Consider the following 19,463-nt stretch of genomic DNA (forward strand, 5'->3'; position numbering starts at 1 on the left):
GTCTATTCCCCCGCCTTCAGCCGATACCCGATCCCCGTCTCCGTCAGCACGTATTGCGGCCGCTCCGGATCGGCTTCGATCTTCTGGCGAAGCTGGCGGACATAGACGCGTAGATATTGCGCGTCGGTCAATTCGTCCCACAGCTCCTTCAGCAGGAAGCGGTGGGTGAGCACCTTGCCGGCGTGCTGCACCAGCACCCGCAACAGGTCGTATTCCTTCGGCGAGAGCTTCACCTCGCGATCCCCGACCTTGACGATGCGACGAACGAGATCGACCGAGAGATCGCCGGTGCGGAACACCGGACGCTCGCCCTTGACCTGAAGCTGGTGGCGCAGCGCGGCGCGCAGGCGCGCCAGCAGCTCCTCCATGCCGAACGGCTTGGTGAGATAATCGTCGGCGCCGAGATCGAGCGCCTGGACCTTGCCGGCTTCGTCGCCGCGGCTCGACAGCACCACGATCGGCACGCCGTCGTTGCGGGCGCGGATGGTGCGGAGCAGCTCATGGCCTTGAACGTCGGGCAGGCCGAGATCGAGAATGATCAGCGCCGGCTCCTCGCCAAGTTTCTCCAGCGCCGTCTTGCCGTTCGGCGCTTCCAGGATTTCGTAGCCCTGGGTCGTCAGCCCCATTCGCAGCAATTTGCGGATCGGCGGCTCGTCGTCGATGACCAGGACCTTGATCGGAGCAGCGCTCATGCGGCGGTATCCAATGCGTGGCTCTCTGCCGGAACCGGCAGGCGAATGGTGAGGACCGCGCCGCTCCGCTCGCTGCGATTGGCGGCGGAGATCGTGCCGCGCATCGCCTCGACGAAGCCGCGCGAGATGGCAAGCCCGAGCCCGGTGCCGGGACGGACGTGATCGCCCTTCTGCACGCGATAGAACTTGTCGAATACGCTCTCGAGCTCGTCCGGTGGAATGCCGGCGCCCTCGTCGGCGACCGCGAGCACGACATGAGCGCTGTCGCACCGGCCGCGGATCGAGATCGTGGTTTCGGGGGGCGCGTATTTCGCGGCATTGTCAAGCAGGTTGAACAGCACCTGCTCGAACAGCACGGCGTCGAGCTGGAGCATCGGCAGATCGGCGGCCAGCACCAGCTCGACCTTGTGGCGGCTGAGGATCTTACTGGCGCGCCGGAGCGCGCTGCCGACGATCTCGCTGAGATCGTGCAGCGCTGTGTTGGGCACGATGGCGCCGGATTCGAGCTTGGTCATGTCGAGCAGATTGGCGATGAAGCGGTTGAGCCGCTCGGATTCGTCGATCACGGTGGCGAGCAAATCGCGCTTCTCGGTGTCCGAGAGCGCGCCGGCGAGATCGCGCATGGTGGAGGCCGCGCCGAGCACCGAGGCGAGCGGCGTCTTCAGATCGTGCGAGATCGAGGTCAACAGCGCCGAGCGCAGCCGCTCGGATTCGACGGTGCGCTTGACGCGGTCCATGTCCTCGACCAGCAGCACACGCTCGATCGCGAGCGCGCCCTGGTCGACCAGCGCATCGAGCAGCCGCCGCTGGTCCGGCGTCAGCAGCGGGCCGGTACGATCGTTGTCGATGCCGATCACACCGATCGGGCCCCGCCCGGTGCGCATCGGCAGAAACAGCCGCTTGGCGCCCGGCAAGGTATCCGAGCCGCGGCCGGCGGGACGATCGTTGCTCCAGGCCCAGTTGGCGGCGGCAAGGTCGGCCTGGTCGAGCTCGTCCTCGGGCGGATAGCCTGATTTCACCGTGAGCAGGCCTTCATCCGGCAACAGCAGCACCACGCGGACCTTCAGCATCAATGCGGTCTGGTAGGCACTGGCCCACAAGACGTCGTCCAGCGTGGCGGTGCCGGCGAGCTTGCGGCTGAAGGCATAGAGCTGCTCGGTCATCCTGATCCGGCCGATCGCGGTGTCGGCCTGGATGCGCACGCGCGCCGCGACATTGGAGACGATCATCGCCACCACCATGAACAGCACGAAAGCGGCGACATTGGTCGGGTCGGTGATCGTGAAGGTGTAGATCGGCGGGATGAAGAAGAAATTGTAGCAGAGCGAAGCCGCCACCGTGGCCAACAGCGAGGGCCACAGGCCGTAGCGCACGGCAACTGCGACGACCGAGGTCAGCAGCACGAGATCGACGTTCTCGATGCCGAAATAGGGCTGGATCAGCTTGGCAGCGCCGAGACCCACAAGCACGATCCCAAGCGCCTTGAGAAAAGGCAAGGGATCGAACGGCTCGGATCGTGCGGCGGTCTGCACCGCCATCTTGGGCGCGGCCTCTCCGGAAAGCTCGTTGCCGGGAATGACGTGAACGCTGATATTGCCCGCGCGGCGCACCAGATCGTGCACGACCGAGCCGCGTGTCATCTCGAACCAGCGCGAGCGCGTCGACTTGCCGATCACGATCTGCGTGACGTTGTTGCCGTGCGCGAAACCGATGAGATCGTCAGCGATGCGGCGGCCGACGGCGGGAATGGTCAAGGCTTCGCCGCCGAGCGATTCCGCGAGCCGCAGCGTATCGGCCAGCCGATCGCGCTCCTCGTCGGACAATTGCAGCGATCGCCGCGTCTCGATCGAAATCGCGGTGAACGGCGCATGCAGCCGGTCGGCCAATCGCTTGGTGTAGCGCACGAGGCCGGCCGCGCGCGGGTCCTCGCTGACGCAGACCAGGATGCGCTCACCCGCGGCCCAGGGCCCCGGAATCGCATTCGCCTGCATGTGGTTGAGCAGCTGCTCGTCGACCCGCTCGGCGGTGCGCCGCAGTGCGAGCTCGCGCAGCGCCGTGAGATTGCCTGGCGAGAAATAATGCTCCAGCGCCCGCTCGGCCTGCTTGGGCACATAGACCTTGCCCTCCTTCAGGCGCTGGATCAGGTCGTCGGGCGTGAGGTCGATCAGCTCGATCGCGTCGGCGCGGTCGAACACCGAATCCGGCACGGTCTCGCGCACCCGGACATGGGTGATCTGGGCAACGACGTCGTTCAGGCTCTCGATGTGCTGGATGTTGACGGCGGTATAGACGTCGATGCCGTGCGAGAGCAGCTCCTCGACGTCGAGATAGCGCTTGGGATGGCGGCTTCCGGACGCATTGGTGTGGGCGAGCTCGTCGACCAGCGCAATCTGCGGCCGCCGCGCGATCACCGCGTCGAGGTCCATCTCCTCGACGATCTGGCCGCGGTAGTCCAGCCTCTTGCACGGGACCACTTCGAGGCCGCGCACCAGCGCCTCGGTCTCGGCGCGGCCATGAGTCTCGACGAAGCCGACCACGACATCGATGCCGGCCTTGCGCTTGGCCTGGGCGCTTTGCAGCATCTCGTAGGTCTTGCCGACGCCGGGAGCGGCGCCGACGAAGATCTTCAGCCTGCCGCTCGCACCCTCCTCCCGGCGCGCCGCTTCCAGCAGGGCCTCCGGTGACGGACGTTGTTCGGGATCGCGACGCTCTCGGACCATCTTGCCAGTATAATCACCCGTCCACTGCGAGCCTAGACGGCTACTTCGCGGCCATGCGATCGAGCGCGAGATTCAATGCCAGAACGTTAACCCTGGGTTCGCCGAGCAGGCCGAGCAGGCGGCCTTCGGTGCTGGCGGACACGAGCTGCTTGACCTGATCCTCGGGCAGATTGCGCGCCTTCGCCACGCGCGGCACCTGGAATTGCGCCGCTTCCGGCGAGATGTTCGGGTCGAGGCCGCTGGCCGACGTCGTCACCAGGTCGACCGGCACCGAGGCGTTCGGATTCTCGCGCCTGAGCTTGTCCACATCTTCCTTCAGCCGGTCGGCCAGCGCCCTGCTGGTCGGACCGAGATTGGAGCCGCCCGAATTGGCGGCGTTGTAGGGCGCGGGCACCGTCTTGGTCGAATCGTTCGGGTCCGGCGCCAGCGTCGCCGAGCGGCGGCCGTGGAAGTACTTGTCGTCCTTGAACTCCTGCCCGATCAGGGCGGAGCCAATCACCTTGCCGTCTTTCTCGATCAGGCTGCCTTGCGCCTGCACGGGAAACAGCGCGCCGGCAATGCCGGTCATGGCGAGCGGATAGGCAAGGCCCGTGATGGCGGTGAGCGCCAGCAAGAGGACGATGGCGGGGCGGATTTCTCTGAGCATGTGCGTTCTCCAATTTCTCCCGTCATTGCGAGGAGCGAAGCGACGAAGCAATCCAGGCTATCAACTGCTGAGATATTTCTGGATTGCTTCGCTTCGCTCGCAATGACGAATTCAAGCCAAATGCAAGGCGGTCACCGCGAGATCGATCGCTTTGATGCCGATGAAGGGAATGACGATGCCGCCGAGCCCGTATATCAGGAGGTTGCGGCGGAGCAGTGCGCCGGCACCGACGGCGCGATAGGCGACGCCCTTCAGCGCGAGCGGGATCAGCGCGATGATGACGAGCGCGTTGAAGATGATCGCCGACAGGATGGCGCTCTGCGGGCTCGACAGGTTCATGACGTTGAGGACGTTGAGCTGAGGGTAGAACGCCAGGAACATCGCCGGGATGATCGCAAAATATTTGGCGACGTCGTTGGCGATCGAGAACGTCGTCAGCGCACCGCGCGTCATCAAGAGCTGCTTGCCGATCTCGACCACCTCGATCAGCTTGGTCGGGTTGGAATCGAGATCGACCATGTTGCCGGCCTCCCGGGCGGCCTGAGTGCCGGTATTCATGGCGACGCCGACGTCGGCCTGGGCGAGCGCCGGCGCGTCGTTGGTGCCGTCGCCGCACATCGCCACCAGCTTGCCCTTGGCCTGCTCGTCACGGATCAGCTTGAGCTTGTCCTCGGGCGTTGCCTGCGCCAGGAAATCGTCGACGCCGGCTTCCGCGGCGATGGCGGCCGCCGTCATCGGGTTGTCGCCGGTGATCATGATGGTGCGGATGCCCATGCGGCGCAGCTCGGCAAAACGCTCGCGGATACCGCCCTTGACGATGTCCTTGAGCTGGACGATGCCGAGCAGCTTTCCGTCCTTGGCGACCGCCAGCGGCGTGCCGCCCGATTTGGCGACCTCGTCGGCAATGGCGCTGATCTCGCGGCCCGCCTCGGATAGGGCCGCCGGCTGCATCGCCCGTGCCGCATTACCGGAGGAGATCGCGGTCGGCGCCCCGCCGGCGATATAATTGAGGATGGCATCGACCGCGCCCTTGCGCACCGACGAGCCGCCGGCGTCGACGCCGCTCATGCGGGTCTGCGCCGTGAACGGCACGAAGGTCGCGCCAAGCTCGGCCATGTCGCGGCCGCGGATGCCGTACTTCTCCTTGGCCAGCACGACGATGGAGCGGCCTTCCGGCGTCTCGTCCGCGAGCGAGGCGAGCTGGGCGGCATCCGCCAGCTCCTGCTCGGCGACGCCGCGCACGGGACGGAAGGCGGTCGCCTGCCGGTTGCCGAGGGTGATGGTGCCGGTCTTGTCGAGCAGCAGCGTGTCGACGTCGCCGGCGGCCTCGACCGCGCGGCCCGACAGCGCCAGCACGTTGAAGCGCACCAGCCGGTCCATGCCGGCGATGCCGATCGCCGACAACAGCGCGCCGATCGTGGTCGGGATCAGCGTCACGAACAGAGCGACCAGCACGACCACCGAGATCGAGCCGCCGGCATAGGCGGCGTAGCTCGGGATCGTCACGGTGGCGAACACGAAGATGATGGTGAGGCCGGCGAGCAGGATGTTGAGCGCGATCTCGTTCGGCGTCTTCTGCCGCTCGGCGCCCTCGACCAGCTTGATCATGCGGTCGATGAAGGTCGATCCCTGCGCGGCGGTGATGCGCACCCGGATCCAGTCCGACAGCACCTGCGTGCCGCCCGTCACCGCCGAGCGGTCGCCGCCGGATTCGCGGATCACGGGCGCGGACTCGCCGGTGATGGCGGCCTCGTTGACGGAGGCGACGCCCTCGACCACCTCGCCGTCCGAGGGGATGATGTCGCCCGCCTCGACCAGCACGAGATCGCCGACCTTCAGGCTCGTGCCTGACACGAGCTTGTAGTCCCGGCCCGCGCCGCTCAGGAGCTTGGCCTGGCTCTCGGTGCGGGTCTTGCGCAGCGTCTCGGCCTGCGCCTTGCCACGGCCCTCGGCCACGGCTTCGGCGAGATTGGCGAACAGCACGGTGAACCACAGCCAGAGAATGATCTGGAAGGTGAAACCGAGATTTTCCCCGCCGGTGACGAGATCGCGCAGGAAGATCACGGTGGTGAGCGCGGCGACGATCTCGACCACGAACATCACGGGGTTCTTGATCATGGCGCGTGGATCGAGCTTGGTGAAGGCAGCGCCGATCGCCGGCACGACGATCTTGGGATCCAGCATCGCCGAGACCGGCATGCGCTTGTGGGATTTGTGGACAGGTTCCATGGAGGTCACTCCGAAAAGCGAAAATCAGAAGACGTTGCCGGCGTTCATTGCGAGATGCTCGACGATGGGGCCGAGTGCGAGCGCCGGGAAGAAGGTCAGGCCGCCCATGATCAGGATGACGCCGACGACGAGGCCGACGAACAGGCCTCCGGTGGTCGGGAAAGTGCCCATCGACGGCGGGATCGATTTCTTGGCCGCGAGCGAGCCTGCGATCGCCATCGCCGGCACGATCATGAAGAAGCGGCCGACGAACATCGCGCTGGCGAGCGTGAGATTGTAGAACAACGTGTTGCCGGTGAGCCCCGCGAAGGCCGAGCCATTGTTGGCCGTCGCCGACGTGAAGGCGTACAACACTTCGGTGAAGCCGTGCGGTCCGGCATTCGCCATCGAGGCGACCGCCGTAGGATAGACCACAGCGACGGCGGCCCAGCCGAGAATCATCAGCGGCAGGACGAGAATGGCGAGCATCGCCATCTTGACCTCGCGCGCCTCGATCTTCTTGCCGACATATTCCGGCGTACGGCCGACCATCAGGCCTGCGACGAAGATCGCCAGGACGACGAACAGCAGCATGCCGTACAGGCCGGCGCCGACGCCGCCGACGATGATCTCCCCTAACTCCATGTTGATCAGCGGGATCATGCCGCCGAGCGCGGTGAAGCTGTCGTGCATGGCGTTCACGGCGCCGCACGACGCGGCGGTGGTGATCACCGCGAACAGCGAGGACGCGACGATGCCAAAGCGGACTTCCTTGCCCTCCATGTTGCCGCCGGTCAGGCCCAACGCATGCATGGTGGCGGTGCCGTTGGCTTCCGCCCAATAGCAAACGGCGACGCCGGCGACGAACAGCACGCCCATCACGGCGAGGATCGCCCAGCCCTGGCGCTGGTTGCCGACCATGCGGCCGAACACGTTGGTGAGCGCCGCGCCGAGCACGAAGATCGACAGCATCTGCACGAAGTTCGACAGCGCGGTCGGGTTCTCGAAGGGGTGAGCGGCATTGGCATTGAAGAAGCCGCCGCCATTGGTCCCTAGCATCTTGATTGCGACCTGCGAGGCGACCGGGCCGACCGCGATGGTCTGCTTGGCGCCCTCGAGCGTGGTCGCTTCGACGTAGTCGCCAAGCGTTTGCGGGATGCCCTGCCAGACCAGAAACAGCGTGAACACGACACAGATCGGCAGCAGGATATAGAGCGTGCAGCGGGTCACATCGACCCAGAAGTTACCGATTGTGCGCATGGACGCGCGGGCAAAGCCGCGGATCAGGGCAACCGCGAGCACGATGCCGGTAGCCGCCGACAGGAAATTCTGGTGCGTCAGGCCGACCATCTGGGTCAGATAGGACAGCGTGCTCTCGCCGCCGTAGTTCTGCCAGTTGGTATTGGTGATGAAGGAGATCGCGGTGTTGAAGGACAGATCCTCAGCGACCGCGGATTGGCCGGCTGGATTGAACGGCAGCACGGCCTGCAGCCGCATCAGGCCGTAGATGATGAGGAAGCCGCCGACATGAAACAGCAGCATCGCGACCGTGTAGGTCAGCCAGTGCTGCTCGCGCTTCTCGTCGACGCCGGAGATCCAGTAGATGCCGGCCTCGATCGGCCGCAGGACAGGCGACAGGAAGGTGCGCTCGCCGTTGAACACGCGCGTCATGTACCAGCCCAGCGGCTTGGTCAGCGCGACGATAGTCGCACAATAGAGAATGATCTGGAACCAACCGATCATAGTCATGGCATTAACCCTTCAGGCTTTTGGTCCGGCGCAAAAGCGGCAGGAGCAGCGCGAGCAGGCCCGCGACGAGCAGCGTCGGCCAGCAGCAATTTTGCGAGCAGCAGCACGGCGTCAGAACCGCTCGGGCCGCAGCAGTGCATAGGTGAGATAGATCAGGAGGCCGAACGAGACGGCGCCGGCGAGCGCATAATCGAAGATCATGGTCCGCTCCCTCACAGCCGTTCGCAGGCGTAGGTGTAGCCGATCGCGAGGGCAAAGAAGAAGAAGCCCAGCGCCAGCATCAAAAGGTCCATCATGGCGATACTCCTTGGTACGACACGATCGCCGGCCGAGTTCAATGCAAGCGCATCGCCAGCCGGAAACTTCACCGCTGACGTGCCACTGCGCGCATAGCTTTTCGAGGTGAGGGCTATGGTAGCGTTATAGGAATCTCATAAAGGCCGGCGGGAGCCAGCGGCTATGCGCACCCGCAATGCGTCCCCCGCGGTCGCTCCGGACGGGGCGGAAGCCTGGTGGTGCCCGGCCTCGGCGTCTAGCTCCTCACCTCCGCCTCGATCAGTCGCGCCAGCTCCGACGCGGTGACCTCGATCGGCCGGCCGCTGCGCTCGACGCGGGCCTGGATCAGCGCGCCCTGGAGCGCCGACGTGCAGAGCACCCCCAGCGCCTCCGCCCGCGGCCTGGCAAACCCGTCGGCGACGAGCTTGTCACGCAGGATCGATAGCCGTGCCGCATAGGCCTTGCGACCGGCCTCCGACACGGCGCGCTCGCGCGGCGCCAGCTCGAGCAGCACGGTCGTGATCGGGCAGCCGTTGCGGAAGCCGGAGCCCTGCATCCAGCCTGCCAGCAGTCTGGCGTGCGCGCGCAAGAGCTCGCCGGTCGAGCCGCACTCTGCCGCGAGCTCGGCGACCGTCGCCGCGACGCGGCGGCCCGCCTCCTCCACCGCCGCCACCGCGATCGAGGATTTTCCGTCCGGAAAGTAATGATAGAGCGACCCCTTCGGCGCGCCGCTGACGTCGACGATGTCGTTGAGGCCGGTGCGGGCAAATCCCTGGCGGCGGAATAGCGTCACCGCGGCATTGATGATGGGCTGACGGTGCTTCGGCACGGCCGGCATGGCACTCTCCTCCGCTCGGAAATTATATTGATTGGTCTACATCAGCCTCCGACAGTCAAGGCATGACAATGACGGAGAGAGGCAGATGCCTGAGAGAGTGACCTATGAACTGAACGACGGCGTGGCGCGGATCGGGCTCGACGACGGCAAGGTCAACGTGATGTCGGCCGCGATGCTGGGCGAGATCGGCGCCGCCTTCGACCGCGCCGAGACGGAGGCGGAGATCGTGGTGCTGCGCTCGGGCCGGCCAGGCATCTTTTCCGCGGGCTTCGATCTGAAAGTGTTCGCCTCGGGCGATGCTGCCAAGAGCCTGGAGATGGTCCGGGCCGGCGCCGAGCTTGCGCTGCGGCTGATGTCGTTTCCGCATCCGACCATCGGCGTGATGGAGGGCCATGCTTACCCGATGGGAACGTTCCTGCTGCTCGCCTGCGACGTCAGGCTGGGCGCGCGCGGACCGCACCGCATGGGGCTGAACGAGGTGGCGATCGGCATCGCGCCTCCCAGCTTTGCCATCGAGCTCGCGCGCAGCCGGCTGCATCCGGCCTGGCTCAGCCGTACCGTCACGCTTGGCGAGATGTACGAGCCCGAGGAGGCGCAGACGGCCGGCTTTCTCGATCGCGTGGTTGCACCTGAGATGGTCGACGCCACGATCGAGACGATCATCACCGGCCTGCGCGCCATCCACATGCCGTCGCATGCCACCGCAAAGCGGCGCCTGCGCCAGGGAGCCATGGACGCCATGCGCGCGGCGATCGACCGCGAGCTGACCATGGCTGCCTATGAGGCAAGCAACCGCGCGCGCAGCGCAGTCGCGCTGCCCGGTTGAGGCCGGCTATCCCGCGGAAAAGGCGTTGCCTAAAACTACCTGGCCGATCTGGCGCAGTTTCACGGAACCGTGTAGAGCGGTTTCATGAGCACAGGCAATGTCAACGTCGTCGCCCACCCCCTGGTCCAGCACAAGCTCTCCCTGATGCGGGAGAAGGACCGCTCGACCAAGAGCTTTCGCGAGATCCTGAACGAGATCGGGATGCTGCTGGCCTACGAGGTGACGCGCGACCTGCCGCTGGAGCTGGTGGACATCGAGACGCCGATCGCGCCGATGCAGGCACCCAAGATCGCCGGCAAGAAGCTCACGCTGGCGCCGATCCTGCGCGCCGGCGTCGGCTTTCTCGACGGCATGCTCGCCCTGATGCCGTCGGCGCGCATCGCCCATATCGGGCTCTACCGCGACCCCGAGACGTTGCAGGCCGTGGAATATTACTTCAAGGCGCCGCAGGACCTGTCCGACCGCACCGTGATCCTGATGGATCCGATGCTGGCGACCGGCAATTCCGCCTGCGCCGGCGCGTCCCTGCTCAAGGCTCGCGGCGCCCGCGACATCCGCTTCGTCTGCCTCCTGGCCGCGCCCGAGGGCATCGCCAAGTTCCAGAGCGAGCATCCCGACGTGCCGATCTGGACCGCCGCGATCGACGAGCGGCTCAACGACCACGGCTATATCGTGCCAGGCCTGGGCGACGCCGGCGACCGGATGTTCGGCACCAAGTAGACAGGTTTGCACGACCGGGTTAGTCCGATGGCCATGAGTGCCAACGATTTTTCGCTGCAATCGCTGCTCCGGATCAAGACCGCCGCCGACCCTGCCCTGGTATTCGACGGCACAGCCGTCTCTCGCGCGGAATTCTCGGCGAAGATCGACCAGAGCGCCGCCTGGCTAGCCGCGCAAGGCATCGGCAAGGGCGACGTCGTCGCAGTCTGGCTGGTCAACCGGGTCGAATGGCTCGCGCTGCTGTTCGCCGCGGCGCGGCTCGGCGCGGTCATCGCCGCCGTCAATACGCGCTATCGCAGCGCAGAAGTCGCGCACCTGCTCAAACTATCAGGCGCGAAGCTCATGGTGGTCGAGGCGGCATTCCGCGCGATCGACTTTGCCACCATCCTCGCCGACGTCGCCGAGGCCGAGGTGCCCGCGCTCCAACGGCTGGCCGTGGTCGGCGCGGATGCGATCCCCGCACACTGGCCCTGCGTGCGGTTCGATGCGTTCGAGACGCCCTACCCGCTGGCTCCGCCGCGCCAGGATGATGTCGACCTGCCCGTGCTGCTCTACACCACGTCGGGCACGACCAAGGGGCCGAAGCTGGTCGCGCATTCGCAGCGGACGCTGGCGACGCACGCCGCCTCCGTCGCCGACGCGCTCCAGCTCGATCACCACCGTCATTCGCTCCTGGCGATGCTGCCGTTCTGCGGCACCTTCGGCATGACGAGCCTGCTCGGCTTCCTCGCGGCCGGCGCGACCATTCATGTGCTCGATGCCTTCGAAGCAGCGCCGGCGCTGGAGATCCTCAGCACGGAGCGCATCACGCATTCCTTCGGTTCGGACGAGATGTTCCGGCGCATCCTCGCCCTCACCGATGCGCCACACCCGTTTCCGCATCTCGAAGTCTGCGGCTTCGCCGCGTTCCAGCCCGGCTGGCGCGAGCTGGCTGTGGAAGCCGAAGCGCGCGGCATGAAGCTGTATGGCCTCTACGGATCGAGCGAGGTGCAGGCGCTGTTCTCGATCGGCGGCCCCAGTGATGCCTTTGCCGATCGGATCGAGGGCGGCGGCTGGCCGATGTCGCCGGAGGCGAAAGTCCGCGTGCGCGATGTCGAGACCGGCGAGCTCGCCGCAAGCCGCGTCTCCGGCGAGATCGAGATCAGCGCGCCCTCGCGCTTCCTCGGCTACTTCAACAACCCGGAGGCGACGCGCGAGGCGATCACCGCCGACGGCTTCTTCCGGACCGGCGACATCGGCCGGCTGCGCGGCGACGGGTCGTTCGTCTACGAGACCCGCGCCGGCGATGCGATGCGGCTCGGCGGCTTCCTGGTCGCGCCCGGGGAGATCGAGGACGAGCTCAAATCCTGCGCCGGCGTCGCCGACGCCCAGGTCGTCGCGGTTGACCTCAAGGGCCAGGCGCGCTGCGTCGCCTTCGTGATCCCGACAACGGAGCCGCCCATCCAGGAGACGCTGATCGCGCGTCTGCGCGAGCGGCTCGCCGGCTACAAGGTGCCGGCGCGGATCTATGTCGTGGATGCCTTTCCCGTCACCGACAGCGCCAACGGCGTGAAGATCCAGCGCGCCCGGCTTCGCGCCATGGCGATGGAGTGGATCGCCGCCGAATAGACCCGCTCAGTACGACTTGTTCAGTACGATTTGGCGAGCCCCAGCACCTTTTCCGCGATGAAGCTGAGCGCGAGCTGCGGGCTGACCGGCGCGATGCGCGGGATCAGCACCTCCCGCAAATAGCGCTCGACATGGAATTCCTTGGCGTAGCCGAAGCCGCCATGGGTCATCACCGCCTGCTCGCAGGCCGAGAAGCCCGCTTCGCCCGCCAGATATTTTGCGGCATTGGCCGCGGCGCCGCAGGGCATGCCCTTGTCGTATTGCCAGGCCGCCGACATCACCATCAGCCAGGCCGCCTCGAGCTCGACCCAGTTCACCGCGAGCGGATGCTGGATGCCCTGGTTCTTGCCGATCGGCCGGTTGAACACGATTCGCGTCTTGGCGTATTCGGTCGCGCGCGACAGCGCGAGTTTTCCCAAACCGACCGCCTCGGCCGCGATGAGAATGCGCTCCGGATTCATGCCTTCGAGGATGTACTCGAAGCCTTTGCCCTCCTCGCCGATGCGATCCTCCATCGGGATCTCGAAGTCCTCGAAGAACAGCTCGTTGGAATCGACGATCTTGCGGCCCATCTTTTCGATCTCGTGGACCTTGATCCTGTTGCGGTCGAAATCGGTGTAGAACAGGCTGAGCCCGTGGGTGGGCGAGCGCACCTCTTCCAGGGGCGTGGTGCGCGCCAGCAGCAAAATCTTGTGCGCGACCTGCGCCGTCGAGATCCACACCTTTTGACCATTGACGATGTAGCGGTCGTTCTTGGCGACCGCGCGGGTCTTGAGCTGGGTGGTGTTGAGGCCGGTGTTGGGCTCGGTGACGGCGAAGCACGCCTTCTCGCGGCCCTCGACCATCGGCGGCAGCATGCGCCTGCGCTGCTCCTCGGTGCCGAACACGACGACGGGGTTGAGCCCGAACACGTTGATGTGCACCGCCGAGGCACCGGACATGCCGGCACCCGACTCGGCAATGGTGCGCATCATGATCGCAGCTTCCGTGATGCCGAGCCCGGAGCCGCCATACTCTTCCGGCACGCAGATGCCGAGCCAGCCCGCGTCCGCCAGCGCCTTGTGGAAGTCGTGCGGGAAACCGCCGTCGTGGTCCTTCTTCAGCCAATAGGCGTCGGGAAAGCCTTCGCAGATCTTGGCGATGGCGTCGCGAATGGCTTCCTGCTGATCGGTGAGCGCGAAATCCATGGTCTTGATCTCCCTTCGCCAAGCGTTCTTTAGCTCGAAAACCTGCATGCAGATACGTGAATTTGCCCGCGAAGTGTGTCTACCATGCATGGGGTCATGCGGCGCGACGCTGCGCGTGCGCCGTTATTTCGCAGGGAGGAAACCGCGATGGCCGGACTATATTTCGAGGACTTTTCCGTGGGCCAGGAGTTCAGGCATCCGCTGACCCGGACCGTCACGGAGATGGACAACACCATGTTCAGCCTGCTGACGCTCAATCCGCAGCCGCTGCACATCGACGCGCATTTCGCCGAGAAGACCGAGTTCGGCCAGCGCATTTTCAACAGCCTATACACCCTCGGCATCATGATCGGCATGACGGTCTATGATACGACCTTAGGGACTACCGTCGCCAATCTCGGCATGACCGACGTCACCTTTCCGAAGCCGGTCTTCCATGGCGACACGTTGCGGGCCACGACAAAGGTGCTCTCGGTGCGGGAATCCAGATCACGGCCCAAGGCCGGCATCGTCGAGTTCGAGCATCATGCCCTGAACCAGAACGACGAGATTGTCGGCAAATGCCGCCGCATGGCGATGATGCACAAGAGGCCGGTCTGATGCGTTCGATGCTGTTCGTGCCGGGCGATTCCCGGCGCAAATTCGAGAAGGCGAGCGAAGGCAAGGCCGACGCGCTGATCATCGATCTCGAGGATTCCGTCGTCACCGAGAAGAAGGCGGAGGCGCGTGAGCTCACGCTCTCGATGCTGAAGAGCCGCCCCGGCCCGCATCAGCTCTATGTCCGCGTCAACGCGCTCGACACCGGCATGACGCTGGCCGATCTTGCCGCGGTGATGCCGGGCAGGCCTGACGGCATCGTGCTGCCGAAATCGCAAGGCGGCGACGACGTGCGACAGGTCGCGACCTGGCTCGAGGCTTTGGAAGCGGCGTCCGGCATCGCGATCGGCGCGACCCGCATCGTCTGCGTCGCGACGGAGACCGCCGGCTCGATCTTCGGGCTCGGCAGCTACAAGGGCTGCTCCCCTCGCCTCGCCGGCCTGATGTGGGGCGCGGAAGATCTCTCCGCCTCGCTCGGCGCTACCGAGAAGGCGAGCGGCGGCGTGTTCCACAGCCCCTATCGCCTGGCGCGGGATCTCTGCCTGATGGCGGCGGCAGCCGCCGAGGTCGCGCCGATCGACACTGTTTACACCGACATCGACAATCTCGCCGGCCTCGAGCAGGAGACGCGTGCCGCGCGGCGCGACGGTTTTTCGGCCAAGGCGCTGATCCACCCCAAGCATGTCGACATCGTCAACGCGGCCTTCGCGCCGACGGAGGCCGAGCGCGTCTGGGCGGAGAAGGTGATCGCCGCGTTCGCGAGCAATCCCAATTCCGGCACGCTGCGGCTCGACGGTCAGATGATCGACAAGCCGCACCTTCGCGCGGCGATGAAGATTCTCGGCCAGTCCTAGAGCGGGACGCAAGCCTCGTCCGCTAAAGCGAAATGAGATTCGATGTTGCAAGGAGGGAGGTGCGCTCCCTCTCCCGCTTGCGGGAGAGGGTTGGGGAGAGGGTGCTTCCGCAATGGGACAATCCCCTAGAGGAGAAAGCCCTCACCCGGCGCTTCGCGCCGACCCCTCCCGCAAGCGGGAGAGGTGACCGGCCCGCGGCAGTATTCAAGCTAAACCATCGCGCTATAGGCTGCAGCCTGAAGTCGGCGGCCTCAGTCGAACCCCTGAACGGGCGGTGCCGGGGAATGCGCCGGCGCGGCAGGCGCGGCTTGAACCGGGGGAGCCTGGACCGGCGGCGGGGCCGGATTGCCGGCAGCTCTCATCTGGCCGTTGGCGGCCATTGCCTCGCGCGTGCGCGACGGGCTACCGGTCGCGGCGGCGCGACGCGGCGGCGGCTGCCGGTGCCTGGCCGACTGCGAGCCTCTCAGGCCCCAGGACCGGGCGATCGAAGGTCCGGCCGTGTAGCCGATCAAGGCGCCGGCGACCGCACCCACCGGCCCAAGCACGACCGCACCCGAGACCGCGCCGAGCGCCGCGTCGCCTGCGCGCTCCTGCGCGAGCGCGCCCGCGGGCACGCAGGCCAGCATTGCGACAGCAGTGATCAGTGCCTTGTTCATCGGAGCGCCTCCCTCGCGACAGATCACTCCTGCTCAAATATGGCCACACGAGGTTCGCTTGCCGGCCAACAAAAGGCAATCGCGCCCGGAACCCGGGCGTCCGGACAGCTCGATTGGCCGACCATCGATCTCCAGGAGCCAGCGACAAGGACAGGCGCGCCAACATCTTGACACCGCTCACCCGCTGAATATTTTTTTGCCGAGAAGAGATCTTCTCATCCTCGCAAACCAAAGGATCTAACGCGACCGTCTGGAGAGACGACGATGCTCGATGAGAATTTGGCCCGCATTCGTGCGCACCGCAACAACATCCACCGCTACCGGCGCCTGCTGAAGACCAGGCTGTCGCAGCTCGAGCGCCAATTCATCGAGAGGCGACTTGCCGAAGAGCGATCGGCGCTCGATGGCCTGACCGCCAGCACCTTTCCCGTCGGCTTCCGCGCCGCCGAAGCGCCGGCGAACGCGTTGGGGATGGCCCAATGAACAGCCAACGCGATCTGCTGATCCGCGGCAGCGAGAAGGTCATCGGCCATTACGAGCTGCTTCTTGCCAGCGCCAAGAGCGAGCATGAGCGCCAGCTTTATCGCCAGCGCATCGAACGCGAGCGGCGGCTGATCCGGGACCTGCAAGGCGAATGGGATCACCGCGCGGCCTGAGCTGGGAGATCACGCCTCCCGGGCTATCGCACATGAGATGTGGCTATGTGCACCGACTGTCTCCACAGCGTCATGGCCGGGCTTGTCCCGGCCATCCACGCCTTTCCACGCAGCACAAAGAACGTGGATGCCCGGGACAAGCCCGGGCGTGACGACCTCCGCAAAATTCAAATGCCATAGCCCTGCCATCACAGGACGAACCGCTAGCGCGGTTCGTCCTGCGCATTCGTTTCAGCGGACGAGGCGATTGGGGCCTGCGAGTGCGCTGCTCGTGCCGGCTGCGGGCGCCACTCTCACCGTGGCGGTGAACGGCGCACCGTTGCGCAGCAGCGTGAGCTTCACGTCCTCGCCGATCCGCGCCAGGCCGATCGTGTTGCGGAGCTGGGCGGCAGTGCGAATCGGGCGGTCGTCGGCGCCGGTCACGACATCGCCCTTGCGCAGGCCGGCCTTCTCTGCGGGCGAATCCGCCGCGATCTCGGCGATGACGGCGCCCTGATTCAATCCCTTGTTGACCGACGGATGCAGATCCTTCAGCGAAATGCCGATGCGGCCGCGCTCGACGCGGCCGCTCACGATGATCTGCTCCATCACCTTGCGTGCCATGTTGACCGGAATGGCAAAGCCGATGCCGACATTGCCGCCCGCGGGCGAGATGATCGCCGAGTTGATGCCGACGAGTTCGCCGCGCAGGCTGACCAGCGCGCCGCCGGAATTGCCGGGATTGATCGCCGCGTCGGTCTGAATGAAATCCTCATAGCCCTGCTTGCCGAGGCCGGTGCGGCCCAGCGCGCTGACGAGCCCCGAGGTCACGGTCTGGCCGAGGCCGAAGGGATTGCCGATCGCGAGGACGAAATCGCCGACATCGAGCCCGTCGCTGTCGCCGAAGGCAAGCGCCTTGAGCCCGACCGGGTTCTGAACCTGGAGCACCGCGACATCCGTGGGCGGATCACGGCCGATGACCTTGGCGGAAAACTGCCGGCCGTCCTTGGTCGTGATCTGAACGGCGGATGTGCCCTCGACCACGTGATTGTTGGTCAGCACATAGCCGCGCTGGGCGTCGACGATCACCCCGGAGCCGGTCGCATTGACCTCCTTCTCGATCTGCCGGGGAACGTCGAAGAACTCGCGAAACAGCGGATCGCGATAGAGCGGGTTGTCCTCGCGCACGCGGCCGTGCACGGAGATGTTGACCACGGCGGGCGTCACCTGGCGCACCAGCGGCGCCAGGGTCGGCACCGGGCCGCCGGTCTTCACATCCGGGATCTGGCCGGCGGCAGGCTGCGACGCCGTGAGCGTCAGCATCAGCAAGGCCAGGAACAGCAGACGCACAGCATTCATCATCGTCACCCTGCCGCTTGTGTTGTGGGGAGTTTCGAAACCTTCGTGGCTTCAGCCTTCGTCGCCTGACGCGACGATCCAGCCTTGCAGGGCCAGAAGCGGGACAGTCCAGGCTGCCGCGGCCTGACCGAGCAGCACGAGAGCGAGGACGGCGGGCGTGACTATCATGCCGCCTGCCCTTCGGCGGCGGCCCATGGCCGCCGCAGCCGCATCGGCACGCCGCCGCCGCGCGGCGGGTCGTCATTGTCGTTGTCGCCGTCGAGCTTGCGCAAGGCGGCTAGAATGTCGACGAGCCGGACCGTGTGGCTCATGCCGGGAATCTCGCGCAAGGCGGGACAGGATTCGACCGCATACATGTCCGATGCCCAGGACGACAGGATGACGCGCTTCTCGGGCGACGAGAGATCCTCGGCATTCAGGACGTCGGCAGGCGAGTCGTAGTGGGCGGCGGGATGAAACAGCGGATTGAGAGTGCCGGAACTGGTATTCACGTTGGTCATCGATGGGTCTCCCACATGCTCCTTTCCAGGGGGACGGCTTGTTGACGATGAGACGGCGGCGCCACATCGCCGCCGTCTCACCTGACGTTAGTGCGTATTGATCGCGATGCGCTTGACGCCTTCGCGTGCCTTCTCCGATTTCGGCAGCGACACGGTCAGGACGCCATTCCTAAACGACGCCTCTGCCTTGTCCTCCTCGACACCCTCCAGCGGAATCTGCCGTTCGAAGGCGCCGTAATAGCACTCGGTGAAGAACCTGCCTTCGCCGTTGCGCTCCGCCTTCTTCTCGCCTCGCACGGTCAGCACGCCATTGGCGATCTCGACCTGAACGTCCTTCTCCGTCAGGCCGGGAAGTTCGGCCGAGACGGTCAGCGTCTTGTCGGTCTCGCTGAGCTCGACCTTCGGCCAGCCGAAACGGCCCTCCATCAGCGGCGACAGGCTGGTCGCCCCGAAGCCGCGGAAGACATCGTCGAACAGACGGTTCATCTCGCGGTGAAGCGTCAGGAACGGATCGAAATTGTCGCGCGCCGGCGCAAGCTCCTGGTTCTTCGACCAGGGAATGAGATCACGAAAAGCCATGGTACCCTCCTTCATGCATCGGAAAGCGCGGCCCGCGCACGCGCGCGCCGCGTTCCGCTACCTGTTCGATCGAGCGATCAGGCTGCTTTCTTCTGCTCGATCTGCGTTGCCGCAGGAGCGCCGCCCGCGATCGGAATGCGGCGCGGCTTCATGGCTTCCGGAACCTCGCGGACGAGGTCGATGATCAGGAGCCCGTCCTGGAACGAGGCCTGCTTCACCTGGACATAGTCGGCGAGGTTGAACACGCGCCGGAACGGACGCGCGGCAATGCCCTGGTAGAGGTATTCCCGCGCGGCGGTCTCGGGCTTCCTGCCCTCGATGGTGAGCGCGTTCTGTTCGGCCGTCACGGTGATGTCGCTGACGCCGAAGCCTGCCACCGCAAGGCTGATCCGGTAGTGGTCTTCGCCGGAACGCTCGATGTTGTAGGGGGGATAATTGTCCTCGGTCGCCTGGCGCAGCGTGCTGTCGACGAGGTCGGCCAGGTGGTCGAAGCCGATGGTGGAGCGCCACAGCGGCGCAAAGTCAAAGCTGGTCCTCATAACCAAGTCCTCCAAAGAGCAAGATGGATACGAAGGAGCGCAAGGCGGGATTTCAGACGGGTCCGAAAGACCAACCCGGCGCCCGTGCCGGACCCGGTTGGCATCCGACACACCGCTCTCGCGGCGAAAAACGACTTAGAAAACCGCAAACCGGTTTCAAGAGGGGCCAACGGATTTTTTTTCGACCCCATCGATGGTCCGCCGAGCCCGGACGCACTCGGCGGCAACGGCAAGGTAAAAAAGGGGTAAAATGGGCGGGTCGAGGGTAAGGCCA

At 65.7% G+C, this 19,463-nt stretch carries 21 protein-coding genes; 7 read left to right on the forward strand and 14 right to left on the reverse strand.

Features of this window, described 5'->3' with window-relative positions; translation table 11 throughout:
- Positions 1-2: 2 nt before the first annotated feature.
- From I6F31_RS03390 to I6F31_RS03425, 8 genes are all read right to left on the reverse strand, one after another.
- Positions 3-692 carry a response regulator transcription factor gene (locus tag I6F31_RS03390; protein WP_157281792.1) on the reverse strand — a complete coding sequence of 230 codons (690 nt, stop codon included), beginning with the start codon at positions 690-692 and terminating at the stop codon, positions 3-5.
- Positions 689-3,412 carry a sensor histidine kinase KdpD gene (locus I6F31_RS03395; RefSeq protein ID WP_225184690.1) on the reverse strand — a complete coding sequence of 908 codons (2,724 nt, stop codon included), beginning with the start codon at positions 3,410-3,412 and terminating at the stop codon, positions 689-691. The genes I6F31_RS03390 and I6F31_RS03395 overlap by 4 nt, the downstream gene beginning before the upstream one ends.
- A gap of 40 nt (positions 3,413-3,452) precedes the next feature.
- Complete coding sequence (locus I6F31_RS03400; protein WP_109144773.1) at positions 3,453-4,058, reverse strand: K(+)-transporting ATPase subunit C; 606 nt, start codon at positions 4,056-4,058, stop codon at positions 3,453-3,455.
- Between the two features lie 111 nt (positions 4,059-4,169).
- Entirely contained in the window at positions 4,170-6,287 is a 2,118-nt protein-coding gene (gene kdpB, locus I6F31_RS03405; protein ID WP_225184691.1) for a potassium-transporting ATPase subunit KdpB, read from the reverse strand.
- 24 nt (positions 6,288-6,311) lie between these two features.
- Positions 6,312-8,015, reverse strand: coding sequence for a potassium-transporting ATPase subunit KdpA (kdpA, locus tag I6F31_RS03410; RefSeq protein WP_225184692.1), 1,704 nt, complete (start codon positions 8,013-8,015; stop codon positions 6,312-6,314).
- A 111-nt stretch (positions 8,016-8,126) separates the two neighbouring features.
- On the reverse strand, positions 8,127-8,216 hold the full coding sequence (locus I6F31_RS03415) for a K(+)-transporting ATPase subunit F (protein ID WP_035698142.1): 90 nt from the start codon (positions 8,214-8,216) through the stop codon (positions 8,127-8,129).
- Positions 8,217-8,227: 11 nt separating this feature from the next.
- On the reverse strand, positions 8,228-8,383 hold the full coding sequence (locus tag I6F31_RS03420) for a hypothetical protein (RefSeq protein ID WP_156446730.1): 156 nt from the start codon (positions 8,381-8,383) through the stop codon (positions 8,228-8,230).
- A gap of 164 nt (positions 8,384-8,547) precedes the next feature.
- Positions 8,548-9,129 carry a TetR/AcrR family transcriptional regulator gene (locus I6F31_RS03425; protein ID WP_225184693.1) on the reverse strand — a complete coding sequence of 194 codons (582 nt, stop codon included), beginning with the start codon at positions 9,127-9,129 and terminating at the stop codon, positions 8,548-8,550.
- 85 nt (positions 9,130-9,214) lie between these two features.
- Here I6F31_RS03425 and I6F31_RS03430 point away from each other — a divergent pair, with 85 nt between their 5' ends.
- From I6F31_RS03430 to I6F31_RS03440, 3 genes are all read left to right on the forward strand, one after another.
- The gene (locus tag I6F31_RS03430) at positions 9,215-9,955 is read left to right on the forward strand and encodes a crotonase/enoyl-CoA hydratase family protein (RefSeq protein WP_225184694.1); all 741 of its coding nucleotides are present in this window, start codon (positions 9,215-9,217) and stop codon (positions 9,953-9,955) included.
- An 84-nt stretch (positions 9,956-10,039) separates the two neighbouring features.
- Positions 10,040-10,675: a uracil phosphoribosyltransferase gene (gene upp, locus I6F31_RS03435; protein WP_036007202.1), complete on the forward strand. Its 636-nt coding sequence runs from the start codon at positions 10,040-10,042 to the stop codon at positions 10,673-10,675.
- 33 nt (positions 10,676-10,708) lie between these two features.
- Positions 10,709-12,283: an AMP-binding protein gene (locus I6F31_RS03440; protein ID WP_225185127.1), complete on the forward strand. Its 1,575-nt coding sequence runs from the start codon at positions 10,709-10,711 to the stop codon at positions 12,281-12,283.
- A 20-nt stretch (positions 12,284-12,303) separates the two neighbouring features.
- Here I6F31_RS03440 and I6F31_RS03445 read toward each other — a convergent pair whose 3' ends face one another.
- Positions 12,304-13,470 (reverse strand): acyl-CoA dehydrogenase family protein, encoded by a 1,167-nt coding sequence (locus tag I6F31_RS03445; protein ID WP_036007218.1) that lies wholly within the window; start codon positions 13,468-13,470, stop codon positions 12,304-12,306.
- Between the two features lie 96 nt (positions 13,471-13,566).
- Here I6F31_RS03445 and I6F31_RS03450 point away from each other — a divergent pair, with 96 nt between their 5' ends.
- On the forward strand, positions 13,567-14,070 hold the full coding sequence (locus tag I6F31_RS03450) for a MaoC family dehydratase (RefSeq protein WP_333919378.1): 504 nt from the start codon (positions 13,567-13,569) through the stop codon (positions 14,068-14,070).
- Positions 14,070-14,921 carry a CoA ester lyase gene (locus I6F31_RS03455; RefSeq protein ID WP_225184695.1) on the forward strand — a complete coding sequence of 284 codons (852 nt, stop codon included), beginning with the start codon at positions 14,070-14,072 and terminating at the stop codon, positions 14,919-14,921. The genes I6F31_RS03450 and I6F31_RS03455 overlap by 1 nt, the downstream gene beginning before the upstream one ends.
- 251 nt (positions 14,922-15,172) lie before the next feature.
- On the opposite strand, the gene I6F31_RS03460 is transcribed toward I6F31_RS03455, so the two are convergent.
- On the reverse strand, positions 15,173-15,577 hold the full coding sequence (locus tag I6F31_RS03460; protein WP_225112093.1) for a hypothetical protein: 405 nt from the start codon (positions 15,575-15,577) through the stop codon (positions 15,173-15,175).
- Positions 15,578-15,841: 264 nt separating this feature from the next.
- Between I6F31_RS03460 and I6F31_RS03465 the strand changes: the two genes are divergently transcribed.
- Both I6F31_RS03465 and I6F31_RS03470 read left to right on the forward strand, forming a co-directional pair.
- Positions 15,842-16,060 carry a hypothetical protein gene (locus I6F31_RS03465; RefSeq protein WP_036007194.1) on the forward strand — a complete coding sequence of 73 codons (219 nt, stop codon included), beginning with the start codon at positions 15,842-15,844 and terminating at the stop codon, positions 16,058-16,060.
- Positions 16,057-16,233: a hypothetical protein gene (locus I6F31_RS03470; protein WP_225112092.1), complete on the forward strand. Its 177-nt coding sequence runs from the start codon at positions 16,057-16,059 to the stop codon at positions 16,231-16,233. The genes I6F31_RS03465 and I6F31_RS03470 overlap by 4 nt, the downstream gene beginning before the upstream one ends.
- A 231-nt stretch (positions 16,234-16,464) precedes the next feature.
- On the opposite strand, the gene I6F31_RS03475 is transcribed toward I6F31_RS03470, so the two are convergent.
- From I6F31_RS03475 to I6F31_RS03490, 4 genes are all read right to left on the reverse strand, one after another.
- Positions 16,465-17,571, reverse strand: coding sequence for a trypsin-like peptidase domain-containing protein (locus I6F31_RS03475; protein ID WP_109145920.1), 1,107 nt, complete (start codon positions 17,569-17,571; stop codon positions 16,465-16,467).
- A 164-nt stretch (positions 17,572-17,735) separates the two neighbouring features.
- Positions 17,736-18,071, reverse strand: a complete 336-nt coding sequence (locus tag I6F31_RS03480) for a hypothetical protein (protein ID WP_225134479.1) — start codon at positions 18,069-18,071, stop codon at positions 17,736-17,738.
- Positions 18,072-18,158: 87 nt separating this feature from the next.
- Positions 18,159-18,650 carry an Hsp20/alpha crystallin family protein gene (locus I6F31_RS03485; protein WP_036007189.1) on the reverse strand — a complete coding sequence of 164 codons (492 nt, stop codon included), beginning with the start codon at positions 18,648-18,650 and terminating at the stop codon, positions 18,159-18,161.
- Positions 18,651-18,727: 77 nt separating this feature from the next.
- Positions 18,728-19,189 carry an Hsp20 family protein gene (locus tag I6F31_RS03490; protein WP_225112090.1) on the reverse strand — a complete coding sequence of 154 codons (462 nt, stop codon included), beginning with the start codon at positions 19,187-19,189 and terminating at the stop codon, positions 18,728-18,730.
- Between the last annotated feature and the right edge of the window lie 274 nt (positions 19,190-19,463).

The organism is Bradyrhizobium sp. NBAIM01 (genome assembly GCF_020194115.1).
Taxonomy (GTDB): Bacteria; Pseudomonadota; Alphaproteobacteria; order Rhizobiales; family Xanthobacteraceae; genus Bradyrhizobium; species Bradyrhizobium yuanmingense.

Excerpts from the sequence above, each read along its gene's own strand:
- I6F31_RS03480 (WP_225134479.1), bottom strand. The coding sequence starts at position 18,071 with ATGACCAACGTGAATACCAGTTCCGGCACTCTCAATCCGCTGTTTCAT.
- I6F31_RS03450 (WP_333919378.1), top strand. The coding sequence starts at position 13,567 with ATGCGGCGCGACGCTGCGCGTGCGCCGTTATTTCGCAGGGAGGAAACC.
- I6F31_RS03395 (WP_225184690.1), bottom strand. The coding sequence starts at position 3,412 with ATGGTCCGAGAGCGTCGCGATCCCGAACAACGTCCGTCACCGGAGGCC.
- I6F31_RS03440 (WP_225185127.1), top strand. The coding sequence starts at position 10,709 with ATGAGTGCCAACGATTTTTCGCTGCAATCGCTGCTCCGGATCAAGACC.
- I6F31_RS03390 (WP_157281792.1), bottom strand. The coding sequence starts at position 692 with ATGAGCGCTGCTCCGATCAAGGTCCTGGTCATCGACGACGAGCCGCCG.
- I6F31_RS03485 (WP_036007189.1), bottom strand. The coding sequence starts at position 18,650 with ATGGCTTTTCGTGATCTCATTCCCTGGTCGAAGAACCAGGAGCTTGCG.
- kdpA (WP_225184692.1), bottom strand. The coding sequence starts at position 8,015 with ATGACTATGATCGGTTGGTTCCAGATCATTCTCTATTGTGCGACTATC.
- I6F31_RS03445 (WP_036007218.1), bottom strand. The coding sequence starts at position 13,470 with ATGGATTTCGCGCTCACCGATCAGCAGGAAGCCATTCGCGACGCCATC.
- I6F31_RS03430 (WP_225184694.1), top strand. The coding sequence starts at position 9,215 with ATGCCTGAGAGAGTGACCTATGAACTGAACGACGGCGTGGCGCGGATC.
- I6F31_RS03460 (WP_225112093.1), bottom strand. The coding sequence starts at position 15,577 with ATGAACAAGGCACTGATCACTGCTGTCGCAATGCTGGCCTGCGTGCCC.
- kdpB (WP_225184691.1), bottom strand. The coding sequence starts at position 6,287 with ATGGAACCTGTCCACAAATCCCACAAGCGCATGCCGGTCTCGGCGATG.
- I6F31_RS03415 (WP_035698142.1), bottom strand. The coding sequence starts at position 8,216 with ATGATCTTCGATTATGCGCTCGCCGGCGCCGTCTCGTTCGGCCTCCTG.
- I6F31_RS03475 (WP_109145920.1), bottom strand. The coding sequence starts at position 17,571 with ATGAATGCTGTGCGTCTGCTGTTCCTGGCCTTGCTGATGCTGACGCTC.
- I6F31_RS03425 (WP_225184693.1), bottom strand. The coding sequence starts at position 9,129 with ATGCCGGCCGTGCCGAAGCACCGTCAGCCCATCATCAATGCCGCGGTG.
- I6F31_RS03400 (WP_109144773.1), bottom strand. The coding sequence starts at position 4,058 with ATGCTCAGAGAAATCCGCCCCGCCATCGTCCTCTTGCTGGCGCTCACC.
- I6F31_RS03470 (WP_225112092.1), top strand. The coding sequence starts at position 16,057 with ATGAACAGCCAACGCGATCTGCTGATCCGCGGCAGCGAGAAGGTCATC.
- upp (WP_036007202.1), top strand. The coding sequence starts at position 10,040 with ATGAGCACAGGCAATGTCAACGTCGTCGCCCACCCCCTGGTCCAGCAC.
- I6F31_RS03465 (WP_036007194.1), top strand. The coding sequence starts at position 15,842 with ATGCTCGATGAGAATTTGGCCCGCATTCGTGCGCACCGCAACAACATC.
- I6F31_RS03455 (WP_225184695.1), top strand. The coding sequence starts at position 14,070 with ATGCGTTCGATGCTGTTCGTGCCGGGCGATTCCCGGCGCAAATTCGAG.
- I6F31_RS03490 (WP_225112090.1), bottom strand. The coding sequence starts at position 19,189 with ATGAGGACCAGCTTTGACTTTGCGCCGCTGTGGCGCTCCACCATCGGC.